This window comes from Sphingobium sp. CFD-1 (genome assembly GCF_024611115.1).
Classification (GTDB): Bacteria; Pseudomonadota; Alphaproteobacteria; order Sphingomonadales; family Sphingomonadaceae; genus Sphingobium; species Sphingobium baderi_A.
On sequence record NZ_CP084398.1, the window covers coordinates 3,007,091 to 3,025,137 of the forward strand.

An 18,047-nucleotide genomic window follows, 5' to 3' on the forward strand; every position below is an offset into this window, starting at 1 on the left:
ATTATTGGGCATCAAGGAGCGAATGTGCAGGAATGACCAAACGGGTTCTGATTGTCGAAGACGAGATTTTCGTGGCGCTGGAAATTGAGCAGATCGTGCAACAGTCCGGCCTGGACGTGATAGCCATCGCCGCCGACCGGGAAGAAGCGCTTGCGGTCGCATCGCTGTGTGACATCGCCCTTGTCGACCTGAATCTGCGCGACGGGCCGACCGGGCCGGGCATAGGCATGGAACTGGCCAGCCGCCACGATGTGCGCGTAATCTATGTCACCGCAAATCCCGACCAGATCGGCGCAGCGTCCGACACCGCCATCGGCTTCGTCACCAAACCTTTCGGCCCACACTGCATCGTCGCCGCCCTGAAGCAGGCCATTGCGGAAGAATGCGATCCGGAAGAAAGCCGGACCGACGGTTTCACGCCTTTTCTTGCTGCGCGCGATGCATGGCGCGGCGGGGAATCCATACACTGACCTCCAGCCCGCCAGGCTGCCAGTTCCGCGTCATCCGCCCGCCCAGTTGCCGCTCGACGCTCAGCGACATCAATCTTGTCCCGAACCCTTCCGCTTCCATCGGCGGGACAGCCGGGCCGCCCTCCTCCCGCCAGTCTATGCGGATGTCCTCATCCTCCTGCGCGACGTGCAGGCGCACAATCCCGCCCGCCGCCGACAGCGCGCCATATTTGGCGGCGTTGGTCGCAAGCTCATGGAACAGCAGGGCAAGGGGCGTGGCGGAACGGTCATCCACTTCGGGATCGTCGCCGGACAAGATGAAACGCGGCCGGCCCTTGTCCCGATAGGGCGCGAAAAGCTGGTCCAGCACGCCCCATAGCGTCGTATGTTCCCTGGACAGCGCGGGCTCCCCATGCGGACGCACGAAATCATGCGCGCGGCCCAAGGACAGAATGCGTGCGCGCAGATCCTCTGCCACCGCCCCCATTTCGGGATGTTCGCGCGCGGACAGGCCGACCAGCCCGCTGATAACCGAAAAGATGTTCTTGATGCGATGCGACAGTTCATGCGCGATCATTTCGCGCTCCTCCATCATCATCTTCTGTTCATGGATGTCGGTGCAGGTGCCAATCCAGCGGATGATCCTTCCATGGTCATCGCGAATCGGATGCGCGCGGCCCAACGTCCAGCGATGACCGCCCTCATTATGACGCAGGCGATATTCGATCTCATAAGGCTCACCGGTTTGCAGCGAATGGCTCCAGCGGTCCAAAGCATGGTCCTTGTCGTCCGGGTGGAGGATGTCCACCCAGCCCTCTCCCTCGCTCGACCCGACCGGCGCGCCGATATATTCATACCAGCGCGCATTGAAATAATCATTATAGCCGTCGGGGCGTGCCGCCCAGACAAGCTGCGGCATGGTATCAGCAAGGGTGCGGAACAGGCCGTTGCTTTCGGCCAGCGCTGCGGCATCGCGCAATTGCCGGGCGTTTGTGGCCCGATCCCGGCGGCGGCTTTGCAATGCGGCCAGCACCTGCTGCGCCATGAGGGTCAGGCCCTGCCGCTGAAGCGCGGTCAGATCGGCGCGCGGCCTGTCTTCTATGACACAGAGCGCGCCCAGCGGCACGCCATCTTCATCGACCAAAGGCGCCCCCGCGTAAAAGCGGATATGGGGCGCCCCCGTCACCAGCGCGTTATCGGCGAAACGCGGATCCAGCCGCGCATCCGGCACGATGAAAATGGCATCGTCCAGCATCGCATGGGCGCAGAAGGACAGTTCGCGCGGCGTTTCTTCCGCCTCCAGCCCGGTGCGAGCGATAAAGCGCTGGCGCACATCCTCCACGATGCTGACCAGCGCGATGGGCGCATCGCACAGCGCCGCGGCGAAATCGGTAATCCGGTTGAGCGTGGCAAAACCCCCGGCATCGAGATCATACTGCGCGAGAACAGCCGCGCGGTCCGTCTCAAGGCCGTGCCAGTCAGCCATCGCTGACCCGCTCGATGTCCGCTCCCACGGCGGAAAGCTTTTCCTCCAGCCGCTCATAGCCGCGGTCGAGATGATAGACGCGGTTGACCTGCGTTTCCTCCTCCGCTGCCAGACCCGCCAGGATCAGGCTCATCGAAGCGCGCAGGTCCGTCGCCATCACCGGCGCGCCAACCAGCCGCTCGACGCCGCGCACCACGGCTGTGCGGCCGTTGACGGCGATATCCGCCCCCATGCGCGCCAGTTCAGGAACGTGCATGTAACGGTTTTCGAAGATGGTCTCGGTCAGCACCGAAGCCCCGTCCGCCAGCGTCAGCATCGCCATGAACTGCGCCTGCATGTCGGTCGGGAAGGCCGGGAAGGGCGCGGTGGAGAGATTGAGCGGCTTCAGCTTCCCGTCGGAAGCGACACGGATGCCGTCCTTCGTCACGTCCACCTGCACACCCGCGTCGCGCAGGGCGGCAAGAATGGCGTGCATGTCGTCGGCATTGGCGCCGATCAGGTCCAATGTGCCGCCGGTAATCGCGACCGCGCAGGCATAGCTGCCCGCCTCGATCCGGTCCGGCATCACGCGGTAGGTCGCGCCGTGCAGCCGATCGCGGCCATGGACGACCAGCTTGTCGCTGCCCACGCCCTCAATCTGCGCGCCCATGGCGATCAGGAGGTTGCACAGATCGACGATTTCCGGTTCGCGCGCCGCATTTTCCAGCGTGCATGTGCCCTTGGCGAGCACGGCGGCCATCAATGCGTTTTCCGTCGCGCCGACCGACACGACCGGGAAGGTATAGATGCCCCCCGCCAGGCCGCCGTCCGGGGCGCTGGCGCGGACATAACCCGCCGTCACTTCGATCTTCGCGCCAAAGGCTTCCAGCGCTTTCAAATGCAGGTCGATCGGGCGGTTGCCGATAGCGCATCCCCCCGGCAGCGACACCCGCGCTTCGCCCGCGCGCGCCAACAGCGGCCCCAGCACGAGGATCGACGCGCGCATTTTCCGCACGATGTCATAGGGCGCTTCGGTCGAGGTGACGCGGCCCGCACGCATGGTCATGACGCGGCCGAAATCCTCCGGCCTGGCCCCTTCGATCATGGTCGACACGCCAAGCTGGTTCAGCAGATGGCCGAAGCTGTCGACATCGGCCAGCCGCGGCAGGTTGCGGAGCGTCACCGGTTCGTCGGTCAGAAGCGCGCAGGGCAGCAGCGTCAACGCCGCATTCTTCGCGCCAGAGATGGGAAGGCGGCCATTGAGCGTTTTGCCGCCGCGGATGTGAATGCGGTCCATTGCCTTCGGTTCATAGCGGGAAATGCGCGCCACGCAAGGCGCATGGATACCGGATCGCCGCGCAGGCAGGCCGGAAAACCACGCCGCCGCGATAATCGCGCAGCGACGGAAGGAACCTTAATCGAGTTTAGTGCACGGTCTGAAAATGCAGCCAAAAGAGTTGCTGGGGCGTTCTGCCATCGTAACGACAATTCAGGCAAAAAAGGTATTATTGGTGGCAACAAGCTGCTTCGCAGAAAGACTGGGAAAGCATGTGCCGCTGTCCGACGCGGAAAGGGCGGCTCTTGCCCGGTTGGAGGAAAATCCGCGCAAGATCAGGCGCGGTGGAATGATCCAGCGCGTCAATGAGACAGTGACGGAACTCTTTGTGCTGCGTGAGGGGCGGGTGATGAGTTTCGTGATATTGCCCGACGGCAGCCGACAAATATTGCGCGTCTACTTCCCAGGCGATTTCATCGGATCAGCCAGCACAATCTACAACAAGGCGCCCGAATCGCTTGTGGCGCTGTCGGATGCAGTCATCTGTCCATTCGACAAACATGCCCTGCGCCGGTTGCTGGAGGAATATCCGCGGGTCGCGGCCCTGCTGTTCCTGCTGTCCAATGCTGAGCGGGTGGCGATGACCGACCGGCTCGCCTCGCTGGGGCGGACATCGGCCAAGGCGCGCGTCGCATCCTTCCTGCTGGACATGTTCGACCGGCTGCGGCTGACCGATGACAGCATCACCGACAGTTTCGACCTCAAGCTGACGCAGGAGGAAATTGGCGACGCCATCGGCCTCACCTCCGTCCATGTGAACCGGATGATCCGGCAGATGGAGCAGGAAGGCCTCATCAGCCGCGCCAATGGCCGCATCACGCTGCTCGACATGGCGCTGCTGGAGGAAATCGGCCATTATACCAATCGGCACAAGGACATGGACCTGGACTGGCTGCCCACCATATCCCGACCCGGTTCAGGCCAGCAGTTCCACGTCCCAGTAAAGCCAGTCATGCCAGCTTTCATGCAGATAGCCGGGCGGAAAGGCCCGGCCATGTTCCTGCAACTGCCAACTGGTCGGGCGGATCGGCGGGACATGGAGGCGCATGCCCGCTTCTTTGGGCGTGCGGCCGCCCTTGCGGAGGTTGCAGGGTGAACAGGCAGTCGCGACATTTTCCCACGTCGTGCGGCCGCCCGCGCGGCGCGGGACCACATGGTCGAACGTCAGGTCATGGGGCGATCCGCAATATTGGCAGGCGAAGCGATCGCGCAGGAACAGGTTGAAGCGCGTGAAGGCGGGGTGTTCGGACGGGCGCACATATTGCTTGAGCGCGATCACGGAGGGAATCTTCATGCCCAGGCTGGGGCTGTGGACTTCGCGTTCATAGCTGGCGACAATATCCACCCGCTCCAGAAAGACCGCCTTGATGGCGGTCTGCCACGGCCAAAGACTCAGGGGATAATAGCTGAGCGGCGTATAGTCCGCATTCAGCACCAGCGCCGGACAATTTTCCGGATGCCGTATCAGGTCGGGATGGTACATAAGACCCTTCTACCCCCTTTTCGCTCCTTTTTCGCCAACCCGCTGATTGACCGGAAACGTGACGCAGGCATGACAGCATTAACCACTCGCCTTCGTCAAGAGCCGGTATGACTCAATCCGTCGCACCACATCATATGGTGATTCGCTTTGCCCCCAGCCCTACCGGGCGGCTCCATATCGGACATGGCTGGTCGGCGCTGATGGCTTGGGACATGGCGCGCGGCGCGGGCGGCGCGTTCCGGCTGCGGATCGAGGATATAGACGGCACCCGCAGCCGACCGGACCATGTCACGGCGATTATCGAGGATCTGCAATGGCTGGGCGTGGACTGGGACGGCGAGATCGTCTTTCAGTCGGCGCGGTTGGCGCAATATGATGCGGCGCTGGAGCGATTGCGGGAGATGGGGCTGCTCTATCCCTGTTTCTGTACCCGCGCCGACATTCAGGCGCAGTGGACCGCGAGCGCCAGCGCGCCGCATGGGCCGGAGGGAGCGATCTATCCGGGAACGTGCCGGCATCTTTCCGGCGCGGAAGGGGCCAGGCGAATCGCGGCGGGCGATGCCCATGCCTGGCGGATAGACATGGCCGAAGCGGTAGCGCGAGTGGGGGCGCTGCGCTGGCCCGCCCTTCCCTTTCCGCCGGGTGATGGGACAGAGCGGAAAATCGCCGCTGATCCGCTGCCGGCGGGAGACGTCGTGCTGGCGCGCAAGGATGCCCCTGCCAGCTATCATCTGTCCTGCACGCTGGACGATGCGGCGATGGGCGTGACCCATGTGCTGCGCGGCGAAGACCTGTTTGCGGCCACGCATATCCATCGGCTGATCCAGGCGCTGCTGGACCTGCCGACGCCGGCCTATGTGCATCATCCGCTGCTGGTGGGGTCGGACGGCAAGCGGCTCGCCAAGCGAAGCGGGTCGATCGCTCTGGCGGACCTGCGGGCGCAGGGCGTCGATCCCGCCGCGCTCGCCGCCGATCTGCGCGCCGCGCGCTTTCCGGTTGGCATTTCGCTGGGGCAGGCTTAGACTCCGCCCATGAATACCGTGCTAGTCATCGCCTTGATCCTTGCCATGGCCGCGACGCTGTTCGCGCTGATCCGGGGCATCGTCGCTTTTCTCCAGACCACCAAGGAGGAACTCAACTCCCCCGAAGGCGGTCCCAGCCGGTCCAGCCTCAAGCAGAACAGGATGATGATGAATCGCATCCTGTTCCAGGCAGCGGCGATCATCATCGTCGCGATCCTGCTGCTGATGAAGGGCACTGGCTGACGCCATGGTCAAGCTGAACAAAATCTACACCCGCACCGGCGATGCGGGGACGACCGGCCTTGTCGACGGATCGCGCCTGCCCAAACATGCGCCGCGGATGCAAGCGGTGGGCGATGTGGACGAAGCGAACAGCGCCATCGGCCTTGCCGTCCTCGCCATTGGCCTCGCCATCGGCGACGCGCAGGAAGCGCGGTGGCTGACGGTGATCCAGAACGACCTGTTCGATCTGGGCGCGGACCTTGCCACGCCGGTGCCGGAAGGGGCGGATGAACCCTGGGCGCTACGCATCGTCGAAAGCCAGGTGAAGCGGCTGGAAGCTGAGATCGACCTGATGAACGCGGAACTGAAGCCGCTCGACAGCTTCATCCTGCCGGGCGGATCGCCTGCCGCCGCCGCCGTCCACCTTGCCCGCGCCGTGACACGTCGCGCCGAACGCAGCGCAACCGCTGCGGCGGCGGAGGTCGCCATCAACCCGCAGGCGCTGGCCTATTTGAACCGGTTGTCCGACCTGTTGTTCGTGATGGCGCGGCGTCTCAACGGCAATGGCGCGAGCGACATCAAATGGGTGCCGGGCGCATCGCGCTAAGTCGCTTTAATGGCCTGACTTTTCGGCGATGCGGGCCGACCATGTGGTGATCCAGTGCCATGCGCCGCGACATTCGCCCATGGCGGCGGCTTCGACCAGCCGGAAGCCCATACCATCCCAGACATAGGATTCGCTGCCGCCGCAATCGCCAAGGCCGCGGCCCTTGGCATGGCTCTCCAGCCGCGCCTGCTGCGGGGACCAGCTTGCATTGACCAGCATGGGATGCTTCGCGTCCTCGCTCCAGCCGGGCTGGTAATCGAAAGTCGCGAAGCGGAAGGTGCGGCGCCCCGGAACGCCCGTGGCGATCACCGGGACAGACGTGAAATTATAGGCCCCCGACCCGCAGGGCACCAGCACCAGTGCTTCAGCCTTGGACAGGCGATGCTGTTCGAGGGGCTGAGCGTCACGCATTTCCTTCGCGCAGCCGGTGAAACTGCCCAGCGCCGTCAGTTCCTCGCGCCAGAAGGCCGCAGGCGCCGGCCCGGATGAAATGGGGAGACGGATGACTGTTGGTGCGAGCGGCGCCGGACGGACCGCGTTGGCGCGCAACGGCCCGGTGGCGATCAGAGCGGTGGTGGTGCCTGCCCTCCCCTGCTGCGCGTCCATGTAACGGAGCGCCGCACCCGATCCGGCGAGCGAAGGACGGCCCAGCAATCTCGCGCCGGAGCGGATTTCCAGCGAGAAGCCGCGCGCCATCGCAACGGCGAGCGCGGAAGCCTGCGGTCCGCTGATCTTCGCCTCGCCATCCATGCCCGTCGTGCTGGCGATCCTGCGCCCATCGACCAGGAAGGCATATTCCGCCGGTCCCTTCGCGTCCCGGCTGGCCCAGACTTCGGGTTCCGCAGCGGGTCCGGCATCGCGGCTGATGCCCACCATCACCGGATTGTCCGGCCAGTCCGCGCCTTCCGCCAGCAAGGATACCGCTTCGCACCGGCCGCGATTGTCGCAACCGATGGTCCAGTCCTTATAGGTTTCCAGCGTTCCCGGTTTCGGCGCCTGCGCCCCCGCAGACGCCGAAACGGCGCAGGCCATTACAGCCGCCAGAAAATATTTTGCCCCCATGGATTAACCATAACTTAATCGCGCTTTGAGCGATAGAGTTTTCGTTACAGAAACAAAACGACTGGCGCTTTCAGCGCCACCCGCGAAATATTCTCTATATTTCCAAAGATATAGGGGAAACGGCTTGAACCGCTTCCCCTTAAAAGATCAGGCCGCCTTGGCGCGGGACATGCGCTTGCGTTCGTTGGGGTCGAGGTAGCGCTTGCGTAGGCGGATATTCTGCGGGGTCACTTCGACCATTTCATCGTCGTCGATATAGGCGATGGCCTGTTCCAGCGTCATCTTCCACGGCGGGGTCAGGCGGATGCTGTCATCCTTGCCGCTGGCGCGGAAGTTGGTGAGCGCCTTCGACTTCATCGGATTGACTTCCAGGTCTTCCGGCTTGGCGTTCTCGCCGATGATCATGCCTTCATAGAGCGCCTCGCCCACGCCCACCATCAGCACGCCGCGCTCTTCGAGCGGGCCGAGGGCATAGGCCACCGCCTCGCCCGCGCCGTTGGAAATCAGCACGCCGTTCTTGCGGCCTTCGATGGTGCCCTTGTGGGGGCCGTACTTCTCGAACAGGCGGTTCATGATGCCGGTGCCGCGCGTGTCGGACAGAAACTCGCCATGGTAGCCGATCAGGCCGCGTGACGGCGCGGAGAAGGTGATGCGGGTCTTGCCGCCGCCCGATGGGCGCATGTCGGTCATTTCCGCCTTGCGCTGGTTCATCTTCTCGACGACCGTGCCGGTGAATTCGTCGTCCACGTCGATGACGACGGTTTCATACGGCTCAGTGCGGTCGCCCGCCTCGTCCGTGCCGAACAGCACGCGCGGCCGGCTGATGCCCAGTTCGAACCCTTCGCGGCGCATCGTTTCAATGAGCACACCAAGCTGCAATTCGCCGCGGCCGGCGACTTCGAAGCTGTCCTTGTCGGCAGCTTCAGTCACCTTGATCGCCACGTTGGATTCCGCTTCGCGCATCAGGCGGTCGCGGATCATGCGGCTCGTCACCTTGCTGCCTTCGCGGCCCGCCATCGGCGAATCGTTCACAGCAAAGCGCATCGACAGCGTCGGCGGATCGATCGGCTGGGCCTGGATCGGTTCGCTGACCGAGGTGTCGGCGATGGTGTTCGCCACGGTCGCGACGGTCAGGCCCGCGAGGCTGATGATGTCGCCCGCTTTCGCTTCCTCCACCGGCACACGATCGAGGCCGCGGAAGGACAGGATCTTCGACGCGCGGCCGGTTTCGATCACCTTGCCCTCGCTGTCGAGCGCGTGGATCGGCTGGTTGACCTTCAGCGTGCCCGACTGGACGCGGCCGGTCAGGATGCGGCCAAGGAAATTGTCGCGGTCGAGCAGCGTGACGAGGAAGCTGAAGGGTGCGTCCTGATCCAGCGACGGCGGCGGCACATGATCCACGATCTTCTGGAACATCGGTTCCAGCGTGCCTTCGCGGCGAGTCGGGTCTTCGCTGGCATAGCCGTTGCGGCCCGACGCATAGAGCACCGGGAAATCAAGCTGCTCGTCGGTCGCTTCGAGCGTCACGAACAGGTCGAACACCTCGTCCAGCACTTCCTGGATGCGCTCGTCGGGGCGGTCCACCTTGTTGACGACGACGATGGGCTTCAGACCCAGCGCCAGCGCCTTGCCGGTCACGAACTTGGTCTGCGGCATCGCGCCTTCGGACGAATCGACCAGCAGGATCACGCCGTCGACCATGGAGAGGATGCGCTCCACCTCGCCGCCGAAATCGGCGTGGCCGGGCGTGTCGACGATGTTGATGCGCGTGCCGTTCCATTCGATGGAGGTCGGCTTCGCCAAAATGGTGATGCCGCGTTCCTTTTCCAGGTCGTTCGAATCCATCGCCCGTTCCTCGACCCGCTGATTATCGCGGAAGGTGCCGGACTGGCGGAAAAGCTGGTCGACCAGCGTGGTTTTGCCGTGGTCGACGTGCGCGATGATCGCGATATTACGCAGGGACATGGGTTCGAGTGCCTTCGGGGTCTGGTGCCCGGCCGGCACAGCGCCTGACCAGTGAATTGCGCGCGCCCTTACAGGAATTGATGCGATGCGGCAAGACGCTGCGCGAAGCCGCTGGACGCTGCGCGGTTGTCGCGGGGAAGGGAAGCCCCTATCCTGCTTGTCTGTCGACCTTGCAGCATCGGTGTTCTATATCCATATGACACCGACAGGAGATGATATGGCCACGAACGCGACCACCGCTACTGCCACCGCCGACACGCTGAACCTGACGCCGCCCGATCCGGTGCCGGCCGTCTCGCCGGAAAAGGCGGCGGGGCTGGTGCCGCTGGACGAGGGACAGAAATCGAAGCTGGACGAGAAGGTGGATGCCTTCATCGACGATCTGGTGGCGCAGGACGCCGCCTCGCCGGAATTCGGCAAGCGCGTCGATCAACTCACTAATATGGGCCGCAAGGAAATCGCGGAGGCCGCCGGGCACAGCAATCGCTTCCTCGATCGGCCCGTGCGGGCGATGGACAGCGACAATAAGGTGGGCGCGGACCTCGCCGAACTGCGCCGCACGGTGGAAGACCTCGATCCCGGCAAGCGCGGCAACCTGATGACGCGCAAGAAACTGTTCGGGATCATTCCGTTCGGCAACCGGATGCGCGACTATTTCGATGGCTATAAAAGCGCGCAGAGCCATATCAATTCGATCCTGGGCAGCCTCGCCAGCGGCAAGGACGTGCTCATCAAGGACAATGCCGCCATTGACGTGGAGCGGCAGAATATGTGGGCTACGATGGGCCGTCTGGAACAGATGATCCATATCAGCAAGACGCTGGACGCGCGGCTGGAGGCCAAGGCGCTGGAACTGGATTCGACCGATCCGGCCAAGGCGAAGGCGGTGCGGGAAAGCGCGCTCTTCTATATCCGCCAGCGCACGCAGGATCTCCTCACGCAGATGGCGGTGACGGTGCAGGGCTATCTGGCGCTGGACCTCGTCAAGAAGAACAATGTCGAGTTGGTGAAGGGCGTGGACCGCGCCAGCACCACGACCGTCGCGGCGCTGCGGACGGCGGTGACGGTGGCGCAGGCGCTGGTCGGGCAAAGGCTGGTGCTGGAGCAGATCACGGCGCTCAACACCACCACCGCAAACATGATCGATTCGACCGGTGAATTGCTCAAGAGCCAGACCGCGCAGATCCATGAGCAGGCGGCGTCCAGCACCATTCCCATCGAAACGCTGCAACGCGCCTTCCAGAATATCTACGATACGATGGACAGCATCGACACCTTCAAGCTCAAGGCGCTGGAGAATATGAAGACGACGGTGAACACCCTGTCGAACGAGGTCGAAAAGTCGAAGGGCTATATCGCGCGGGCCGAAGGACAGGCGCAGGCGGCGCAGGAAGCGCGGAGCGACAACCCGCTGCTGAGCGCGATCGAGGAGTGAGGATGCAGGCTCCCCTGCCCCGTTCGGTTCGAGCATATCGAGAACCGTCTACGCGCCTGTTTCTCGACTGCGCTCGAAACGAACGGAGGCTTGGTTAATGACGCGCTCCGACCGCGTGCTGGCCGATGCGGAGGCCGTGCTGCGCCGCCATAGCGAGCGCGGACAAAGCCTGTCGGCCCGCGCCCGGCAAAGACGCAATGCAGGACTGATGCGGAAGGTCAAATATGCCTTCTGGGCGATTGTCGCGGTGCTGGTCGCGGGCGCGGCTGCGGGTTTCGTAACGCCGCTGGGCACGACCGGGGTCATGGTGGCGCTGGGCGTCATGATCGCGGCGGTGTTGCTGATCGCGCTGCTGCCGACGGAGCCGCGGGTGCGGACGGAGGCGCTGGCCGAGACGGAACTCACCGCCCTTCCCCTCAAGACCGAAATCTGGCTGGAAAACCAGCGCAGGGCATTGCCCGCGCCCGCTATGACCCTGGTGGACAGCATCGGCGTCAAGCTGGAGATGCTGGGGCCGCAACTCGAACGGCTCCATCCGCAGGAACCGGCGGCGCAGGAAGTTCGCAAGCTGCTGGCCGATCATCTGCCTGAACTGGTGACAGGCTATCAGTCGATCCCGCAGCCGCTGCGGCGCGAGGAACGCAATGGCCGCGTGCCCGAAAAGCAGCTGATCGAAGGGCTGTCCGTCATCGACGCGGAAATCGCGCGGATGAGCGAGACGCTGGCGAGTGGCGACCTCGACAAGCTGGCGACGCAGAACCGCTTTCTGGAACTGAAATATCAGGAAGCAAAGGAACTGGGGGACTAGTCCCCGCTTTTCCTTATCCAATGATCCATCTCACCCTCATCATCGTCGATTTCCTGACGGGCCTGCTCGCGGCAGGCGCATGGGCGCTGGCGTCCGCGGGCGGCGCCATCGCGGCGCTGGTGGGGAGCGGTTTCGTCGGCTTTTCCCTGTTCAGAAGATGGCGGCGACGGCAATAGAGCAACCGCCTTCTATTCCTGAACCTGATAGGTGCAGGGCACGATGCTGGCCGGATCGGGCCGCGCGGCGATACGCTTGAAGCGGGCGAGATAGCCGCCCGCCGTGGGTTTGGGGATCAGTTCCTCCAGCCGGAACCCCATGGCCGCGAACTCGCAGGAGAGGAGGCGCGGCGGCGTGCCGTGCTGCTCGGTCGGGCGGTTCGCGTCGACCACGATGATCTCGCCATCGGGCCTGAGCGCGGGGCTGAGGTGCCAGAGGAAGGCGTATGGCTCGCCGATCTCATGATACATATGGACCATGAAGATGCGGTCGAAACTGTTTTCGGGCAAGCGCGGGTCTTCCGGCGCGCCCAGCTTCACGCTGACATTCTTCCAGTCCTCCCGCGTGATGCGGCGGGACAGCGCCTCGATCACTTCGGGCATGATATCCTCGGCCAGCACCCGGCCCTTGACGCCCACGCGCTTGGCGAGACGGACGGTGTAATAGCCCTCTCCCGCGCCGATATCCGCGATGGTCATGCCCGGCTTGATCCCGGCGCGGTCCATAATGTCATCCGCTTCGCGCACCCGGTCGCGCGCCTCTTCGCTGGACCAGCGGGTCGAGACGATAGGGGCAACGGGCCGGTCGGCGCGCGGGAAAGGCCGGGCGGCGGGCGATCGGTCGTCCTTGCCGGACGAAAGCATGTCGCAGGCGGCCAGCAGGAACAGCAATGCCCCTCCCAACGCCCCGCGCCGCTGCATCAGTCGACATCCTCCACATCGACCTTCTCGCCCGTCACCTTCTGCGACAGGGCGGCGGCCATGAAGGGATCGAGCGCGCCGTCCAGCACATCGTCGGGCGCGGTCGAGGTGACGCCGGTGCGAAGATCCTTCACCAGCTGATAGGGCTGGAGGACATAGGAGCGGATCTGGTGGCCCCATCCGATCTCCGTCTTCGCCTGATAATCGGTCGATGCGGCTTCCTCGCGGCGGCGCAGTTCGGCCTCGTAAAGCCGCGCCTTCAGCATATTCATCGCGGTGGCGCGGTTCTTGTGCTGGGATCGGTCGTTCTGCGAAGCGACGATGATGCCGGATGGAACGTGGGTGATGCGGACGGCGGAGTCGGTCGTGTTGACGTGCTGACCGCCCGCGCCCGATGCGCGGTATGTGTCGATCTTGAGGTCGCTTTCCTTGACCTCGATGTCGATATCGTCGTCGATCACCGGATAGACCCAGACGGACGAGAAACTGGTGTGCCGTCGCGCCGAGCTGTCATAGGGGCTGATGCGGACCAGCCGATGCACGCCGCTCTCGGTCTTGGCATAGCCATAGGCGTTCTCGCCCTTGATGAGGAAGGTCGCGGACTTGATCCCCGCCTGATCGCCCGCCTGATAATCTACCAGTTCCACCTTGTAGCCGCGCCGTTCCGCCCAGCGGCGATACATGCGGCTGAGCATCTCCGCCCAATCCTGGCTTTCGGTGCCGCCCGCGCCCGCATGGATTTCCAGATAGGTGTCGCTGGCGTCTGCTTCGCCCGCCAGCAGCGCCTTGATCTTGTCCTCGTCCGCGCGGTCAGCAAGTGCCTTCAGGGAAACTATGGCTTCGCTGACCATATCCTCATCACCCTCGGCCTCGGCCATTTCGATGAGTTCGGCGGTGTCGGTCTTGTCCTGCTCGATGGCGCGGGTCGCGCCGATGGCGGCGTCTAGGCGGGTGCGCTCGCGCATCACTTCCTGCGCCATCTTCTGATTGTCCCACAACGTCGGGTCTTCGACGCGGGCGTTCAGCTCATCCAGCCGCCGTAGCGCGCGGTCCCAGTCGAGGAAACGGCGCAGCAGGTCCAGCGCGGCGTCGATACGGTCGATATATTGCTGCGCTTCGGCGCGCATGGTCTGTTCTCCAAAGTTCCTTGCGGCGGCCTCTAGCACCCGAAAAGAGCGCGAACCAGCCGCATATCAATATATGCCGCCCTGATCCTGGAGGAAGTCCGCGTCGGTGCGCTGACGCCGCGCGCCGGAAGCTGCCCCGGCCGCAGCCGCCTTGTCCTGCGCTTCCACTTCCTCCTTGCGGATGGAGCGGCGCGGTTCGGATTCGGGCTTGAAGGCTTCCCAGATCACCGATGCCTTGGGTTCATCGGTCGGCCACGCGCCATAGATGCGCTTGCCCGAACGGCGGTCGATCGTGACCATCCGCACCCCTGCCGGGGCAACGAACGGCGTCTTGGGCATATTCTCAAGCACCGGGGCCATCGCCGCCTTCCAGATCGGCGCGGCGATGCGGCCACCCTGCGCCCAGCCGCCCAGGCTGCGCGGCTGATCATAGCCCAGATAAACGCCCGCGACGAGATCAGGCGATCCGCCGACAAACCAGACATTGGTGGGGCCGTTCGTCGTGCCGGTCTTGCCGAACAGCGGTCGATTAAGGTCGCGCAGGACCGTCGCCGTGCCGCGCTGGATCACGCCTTCGGCGATATGGACGACCTGATAGGCGGTCATGGGGTTCATGACCTGTTTCCCTTCAAAACCGAAACGGGGCATGGGCTTGCCATCCCAGTTCGGCAGGTTGCACCCGTCGCAGGGCCGCCAGCGTTCCGGCCAGATCACCTTGCCGCGCCGGTCCTGCACATAATCCATGACCTTGGGGCTGAGCTGCCGCCCATGGTTGGCGAGCATGGCATAGGCGTTCACCATCCGCTCGACCGTGGTTTCGCCCGCGCCCAGCGCAAAGGAGAGGTAGGGCTGATAGTCGCCGATGCCCATTGCCTTGATGGTGCGGACGACGCGCTCCATGCCGGTCTGGCTGGCGGCGCGCACGGTCATCAGGTTGCGCGACTGCTCGACGCCCCAGCGCAGCGTCTGCGGCCCCGCGCCGCCGCCGGAGAAGTTGCGGAAGCATTTCTGGCCGAGGCTGGCCGATTGATAGACGCACAGGGGGCCATCGACGATGATCGAGGCGGGCGTCATGCCATTGTCCAGCGCGGCGGCATAGACGAAGGGCTTGATGGTGGAGCCGGGCTGCCGCATCGCCTGCGTCGCGCGGTTATAGGATGACAGGCGGGAATCGAAACCGCCCTGCAAGGCGCGGAGGCGGCCTGAATGGACTTCCTCGACCACCATGCCGCCCGACACTTCGGGAATGTTGCGGAGCGCCCAGTCCGACCCGTTGCGCGCGACGACGATCAGGTCGCCCGGCTTCATCGCGGAGAAGGCTGAACCCCCGGTCTTGCGATAGGAAAGCTGCGCCGACCCGGCAGGCAGCGTGCCGGTGGTGCCGTCGGCAAAACCGATCTGCGCGGAAGACGCGCTGCGACTGATGACGGCGGCGACGCGCCAGCCTTCATAATCGACGCTGACATAGCTGGCGGCCAGTTCCCGCTCCCAGCCATTATCGACCTTGATCTCGCCGACCGGGCCGGACCAGCCCCGCCCGGCGTCGAAGCGCAGCAGGCCGTTGCGAAGCGCGGTCGTCGTGCTGGCCTGGATGGCCGGATCATAGGGGCTGCGGACCCACAGGCCGCCCGCATAGACGCTGTTGGGGCCGTCCTCCGCCTTTTCCCCGAATCGCTGGATCAGGCGGCGGCGGATTTCCTCCATATAATAACCACCCGCCCGGTCCTCGAAGCTCGCCCCGCGGGAGGCGACCGTGCCCAGCGGCGCGGCGCGGGCCGCATCGCGCTGCGCCGCCGTGATCCAGCCGTTCGCATGCATTTCGCCCAGCGCCCAGTTGCGCCGCTCCAGCGCGCGTTCATGGCCGGTCGGGCTTTCCGGGCGGTAATTGGCCGGACCCTTGGGCAGAATGGCGAGATAGGCCATTTCCGGCAATGTCAGGTCGGCCACATCCTTGTCGAAATAAGCGCGCGAGGCCGCCTGCACGCCATAGGCGTTGCGGCCCAGGAATATCTGGTTGAGATAGAGTTCAAGGATCTGCTGCTTCGACAGCACTCCTTCCATGCGATAGGCGAGGATCATCTCCTTCACCTTGCGCGTGGGGGAATATTCGTCACCGATCAGCAGGTTCTTCGCCACCTGCTGCGTGATGGTGGAGCCGCCGCGGGCGCGCTGGCCCGACCCGATCTTGCTGGCATAATCGAACACCGCGCCGGCAAAGCCGGGAATGTCGACGCCATGATGCTCGAAGAAGGTCTTGTCCTCCGCCGCCAGATAGGCGCGGATCAGGAGCGGCGGATAATCGCTATATTGAAGCTGCACACGTCGTTCGCGGGCGTAGCTGTGCACCGGCTGGCCGTTGATGTCGCGCACGATGGTCGGCAGCGGCGGCTCATATTCCAGCAGGGTGGAGGCGTCGGGAAGGCCGCGCGCGAAGATCAGCCAGAACAGGAATATCGCCAGCAGGAAGCCGCCCAGCAGGATCGCGCTCCAGCGGAACAGGCGGCGTCCCCAGAAGGGGCGAAGACGGTCCCTGATGCCCCCGGCCTCACGGCGCAGGCGATAGGCGAAGGACGACGGTGCGGCGGTTTCAGGGCGAGCCTCTTCCATGATGGAGCAGGCTCTACGGTCAAAATGCGGTCAATGCCAGCACCGATCGGCGGATTGCGTGCAGACTCTATCCCCCCGCCCCGCTTCCCCGCAGGGCGAGCTTGCGGGCAAAGTGCACTTCGATGGCGCGGGCTACGCCCTTCGCGATACGACCTTGCCCCTCCTTCGACGACAGGAAGGCAGCGTCCTCGAAATTGCTGATATAACCGGTTTCGAACAGCACCGACGGCATGTCGGGCGCCTTCAAAACCATGAGTGAGGCAAAGCGGTGATAGGCGCTGCGGAAGGGCACATAGGGCGACGCCTCCCGCTGCAACAACCGCGCGAAGTTCGATGATATATTCATGGATTCGCGCTGCGTCAGATCGATGAGGATCGAAGAAACATCGCTGCTCTGCCCGCCCAGGTTGACGCCGTTGATGATGTCCGCCTTGTTCTCCCGCGCCGCCAGACGCGCGGCTTCGCGGTCGGACGCGGTTTCAGACAGGGTGTAGACGGTCGCGCCCCGCGCCGTATCATTTTCCGCCGAATCGGCATGGACGGAAATGAAGAGGTCCGCGTTCAGCTTGCGCGCAATGCCATAGCGTTCTTGCAGCACCAGGAAGCGGTCGTCGTCGCGGGTCAGCGCGACACGCACCCGGCCCGCCTTCACCAGTTCGTCGCGGATCGCCTGCGCTATGGCGAGCGTCACGTCCTTCTCGCGCTTGCCCGTCTGCGGATTGATCGCGCCCGGATCATGACCGCCATGGCCCGCATCGATCACAACCAGCGGGCGAGCGCCATCGCGCGGCCCTTCGATCGGCGGCAGCGCCACGCCCTTGGCGGCACGTGGGATCGGCACGGTGATGCTGTGCACGCGCTGACGCGGCCGCGCGCTCATATGGGCGGGCGCGTCGAATTGGGTGCGACCCCGGCCAAGCGCGGTGCGAAAAGCGTTATCCGACACCCCCTGCAAGGAAAAGCTGAGCGACTTCCCATCGGGCGCGATCCGCGCATTGCCCAGCGTCGCGGGCAAGGCGAGGTCCAGCACCACGCGGGCGGTGCCCTCGTTCAACTGCCCCTGGCGTACGGCGGCAACCGCCGCATTGCTCCCTGCATAGGATTGCCCGCGCCTCGCCTGCGCGCCGCTGATGTCCAGCGCAAGACGGCGTGGTCCGTCCAGCAGGAAGGCCGATGCGCCCTCCACACTGTCGTCGAAGCGCACGACGACGCGGTCGCCCTGCACATCGACAGCGGAAATGCCGCCCGCGAAACCGGGAGCCGCCGCGAATATCGCGCCTGCCATGGCAAGGCTCTGAAGCATGCGCCGCTTGTGCAACGCAGTGGCATTGGCCGTCCAGCCAAATATCATGACGTAAATCCGTCCAGCGCGTCCCCACGCTGAATCGGGCATTAAGCATCACCTCTTGTCCCGGCGTAAAGTGAGACGGTTAACGCTATCTTCAGCACGATCATGCCAATGGATCAGATCAGCGATCCGGCGCAAGAATTTGCAAAAGAGAGAATATTTCCACCAGCCGTTGCTCCGCCGCGCATTGGCTG

At 64.3% G+C, this 18,047-nt stretch carries 16 protein-coding genes and 1 pseudogene; 8 read left to right on the forward strand and 9 right to left on the reverse strand.

Annotated features, from left to right (window positions below; translation table 11 throughout):
• Window positions 1-32: 32 nt before the first annotated feature.
• A complete protein-coding gene (locus LDB26_RS15160) occupies window positions 33-470 on the forward strand; it encodes a response regulator (protein WP_257539062.1) in 438 nt (145 codons plus the stop codon).
• On the opposite strand, the gene LDB26_RS15165 is transcribed toward LDB26_RS15160, so the two are convergent.
• Together LDB26_RS15165 and murA are read right to left on the reverse strand one after the other, a co-directional pair.
• A complete protein-coding gene (locus LDB26_RS15165; protein WP_257539063.1) occupies window positions 415-1,935 on the reverse strand; it encodes a sensor histidine kinase in 1,521 nt (506 codons plus the stop codon). The genes LDB26_RS15160 and LDB26_RS15165 overlap by 56 nt on opposite strands.
• Window positions 1,928-3,211 carry a UDP-N-acetylglucosamine 1-carboxyvinyltransferase gene (gene murA / locus LDB26_RS15170; protein ID WP_062068202.1) on the reverse strand — a complete coding sequence of 428 codons (1,284 nt, stop codon included), beginning with the start codon at window positions 3,209-3,211 and terminating at the stop codon, window positions 1,928-1,930. Before murA ends, LDB26_RS15165 begins: the two co-directional genes overlap by 8 nt.
• A 211-nt stretch (window positions 3,212-3,422) precedes the next feature.
• On the opposite strand from murA, the pseudogene LDB26_RS15175 reads away from it, so the two are divergent.
• Window positions 3,423-4,148: pseudogene (locus LDB26_RS15175) on the forward strand (Crp/Fnr family transcriptional regulator); the annotation flags it as partial.
• 18 nt (window positions 4,149-4,166) lie between these two features.
• Here the strand turns inward: LDB26_RS15175 and LDB26_RS15180 are convergent.
• The gene (locus LDB26_RS15180) at window positions 4,167-4,733 is read right to left on the reverse strand and encodes an HNH endonuclease (RefSeq protein ID WP_062060680.1); all 567 of its coding nucleotides are present in this window, start codon (window positions 4,731-4,733) and stop codon (window positions 4,167-4,169) included.
• A 107-nt stretch (window positions 4,734-4,840) separates the two neighbouring features.
• Here LDB26_RS15180 and gluQRS point away from each other — a divergent pair, with 107 nt between their 5' ends.
• From gluQRS to LDB26_RS15195, 3 genes are read left to right on the forward strand one after another with little or no spacing between them, the layout of a single operon-like run.
• Complete coding sequence (gene gluQRS, locus LDB26_RS15185; RefSeq protein ID WP_257539064.1) at window positions 4,841-5,755, forward strand: tRNA glutamyl-Q(34) synthetase GluQRS; 915 nt, start codon at window positions 4,841-4,843, stop codon at window positions 5,753-5,755.
• Window positions 5,756-5,764: 9 nt separating this feature from the next.
• A complete protein-coding gene (locus tag LDB26_RS15190; RefSeq protein WP_257539065.1) occupies window positions 5,765-5,998 on the forward strand; it encodes a twin transmembrane helix small protein in 234 nt (77 codons plus the stop codon).
• Between the two features lie 4 nt (window positions 5,999-6,002).
• A complete protein-coding gene (locus LDB26_RS15195) occupies window positions 6,003-6,584 on the forward strand; it encodes a cob(I)yrinic acid a,c-diamide adenosyltransferase (RefSeq protein WP_062060688.1) in 582 nt (193 codons plus the stop codon).
• A 6-nt stretch (window positions 6,585-6,590) separates the two neighbouring features.
• Here LDB26_RS15195 and LDB26_RS15200 read toward each other — a convergent pair whose 3' ends face one another.
• Window positions 6,591-7,646 carry a DUF1176 domain-containing protein gene (locus LDB26_RS15200; protein WP_257539066.1) on the reverse strand — a complete coding sequence of 352 codons (1,056 nt, stop codon included), beginning with the start codon at window positions 7,644-7,646 and terminating at the stop codon, window positions 6,591-6,593.
• 147 nt (window positions 7,647-7,793) lie between these two features.
• The gene (typA, locus tag LDB26_RS15205; protein ID WP_021244917.1) at window positions 7,794-9,611 is read right to left on the reverse strand and encodes a translational GTPase TypA; all 1,818 of its coding nucleotides are present in this window, start codon (window positions 9,609-9,611) and stop codon (window positions 7,794-7,796) included.
• 217 nt (window positions 9,612-9,828) lie between these two features.
• Between typA and LDB26_RS15210 the strand changes: the two genes are divergently transcribed.
• The 3 genes from LDB26_RS15210 (at window position 9,829) to LDB26_RS15220 (ending at window position 12,030) form a co-directional block, all read left to right on the forward strand.
• A complete protein-coding gene (locus tag LDB26_RS15210) occupies window positions 9,829-11,046 on the forward strand; it encodes a toxic anion resistance protein (RefSeq protein ID WP_257539068.1) in 1,218 nt (405 codons plus the stop codon).
• A gap of 97 nt (window positions 11,047-11,143) precedes the next feature.
• Window positions 11,144-11,854 carry a hypothetical protein gene (locus LDB26_RS15215; RefSeq protein ID WP_257539070.1) on the forward strand — a complete coding sequence of 237 codons (711 nt, stop codon included), beginning with the start codon at window positions 11,144-11,146 and terminating at the stop codon, window positions 11,852-11,854.
• Window positions 11,855-11,874: 20 nt separating this feature from the next.
• Window positions 11,875-12,030 (forward strand): hypothetical protein, encoded by a 156-nt coding sequence (locus tag LDB26_RS15220; protein ID WP_197413634.1) that lies wholly within the window; start codon window positions 11,875-11,877, stop codon window positions 12,028-12,030.
• 12 nt (window positions 12,031-12,042) lie between these two features.
• Here LDB26_RS15220 and LDB26_RS15225 read toward each other — a convergent pair whose 3' ends face one another.
• From LDB26_RS15225 to LDB26_RS15240, 4 genes are all read right to left on the reverse strand, one after another.
• Entirely contained in the window at window positions 12,043-12,771 is a 729-nt protein-coding gene (locus LDB26_RS15225; RefSeq protein ID WP_373886120.1) for a class I SAM-dependent methyltransferase, read from the reverse strand.
• Window positions 12,771-13,898: a peptide chain release factor 2 gene (gene prfB / locus LDB26_RS15230; RefSeq protein WP_257539072.1), complete on the reverse strand. Its 1,128-nt coding sequence runs from the start codon at window positions 13,896-13,898 to the stop codon at window positions 12,771-12,773. The genes LDB26_RS15225 and prfB overlap by 1 nt, the downstream gene beginning before the upstream one ends.
• A gap of 66 nt (window positions 13,899-13,964) precedes the next feature.
• On the reverse strand, window positions 13,965-16,505 hold the full coding sequence (locus LDB26_RS15235; RefSeq protein WP_062060706.1) for a penicillin-binding protein 1A: 2,541 nt from the start codon (window positions 16,503-16,505) through the stop codon (window positions 13,965-13,967).
• Between the two features lie 67 nt (window positions 16,506-16,572).
• Entirely contained in the window at window positions 16,573-17,856 is a 1,284-nt protein-coding gene (locus LDB26_RS15240; protein WP_257542152.1) for an N-acetylmuramoyl-L-alanine amidase, read from the reverse strand.
• Window positions 17,857-18,047: the final 191 nt, after the last annotated feature.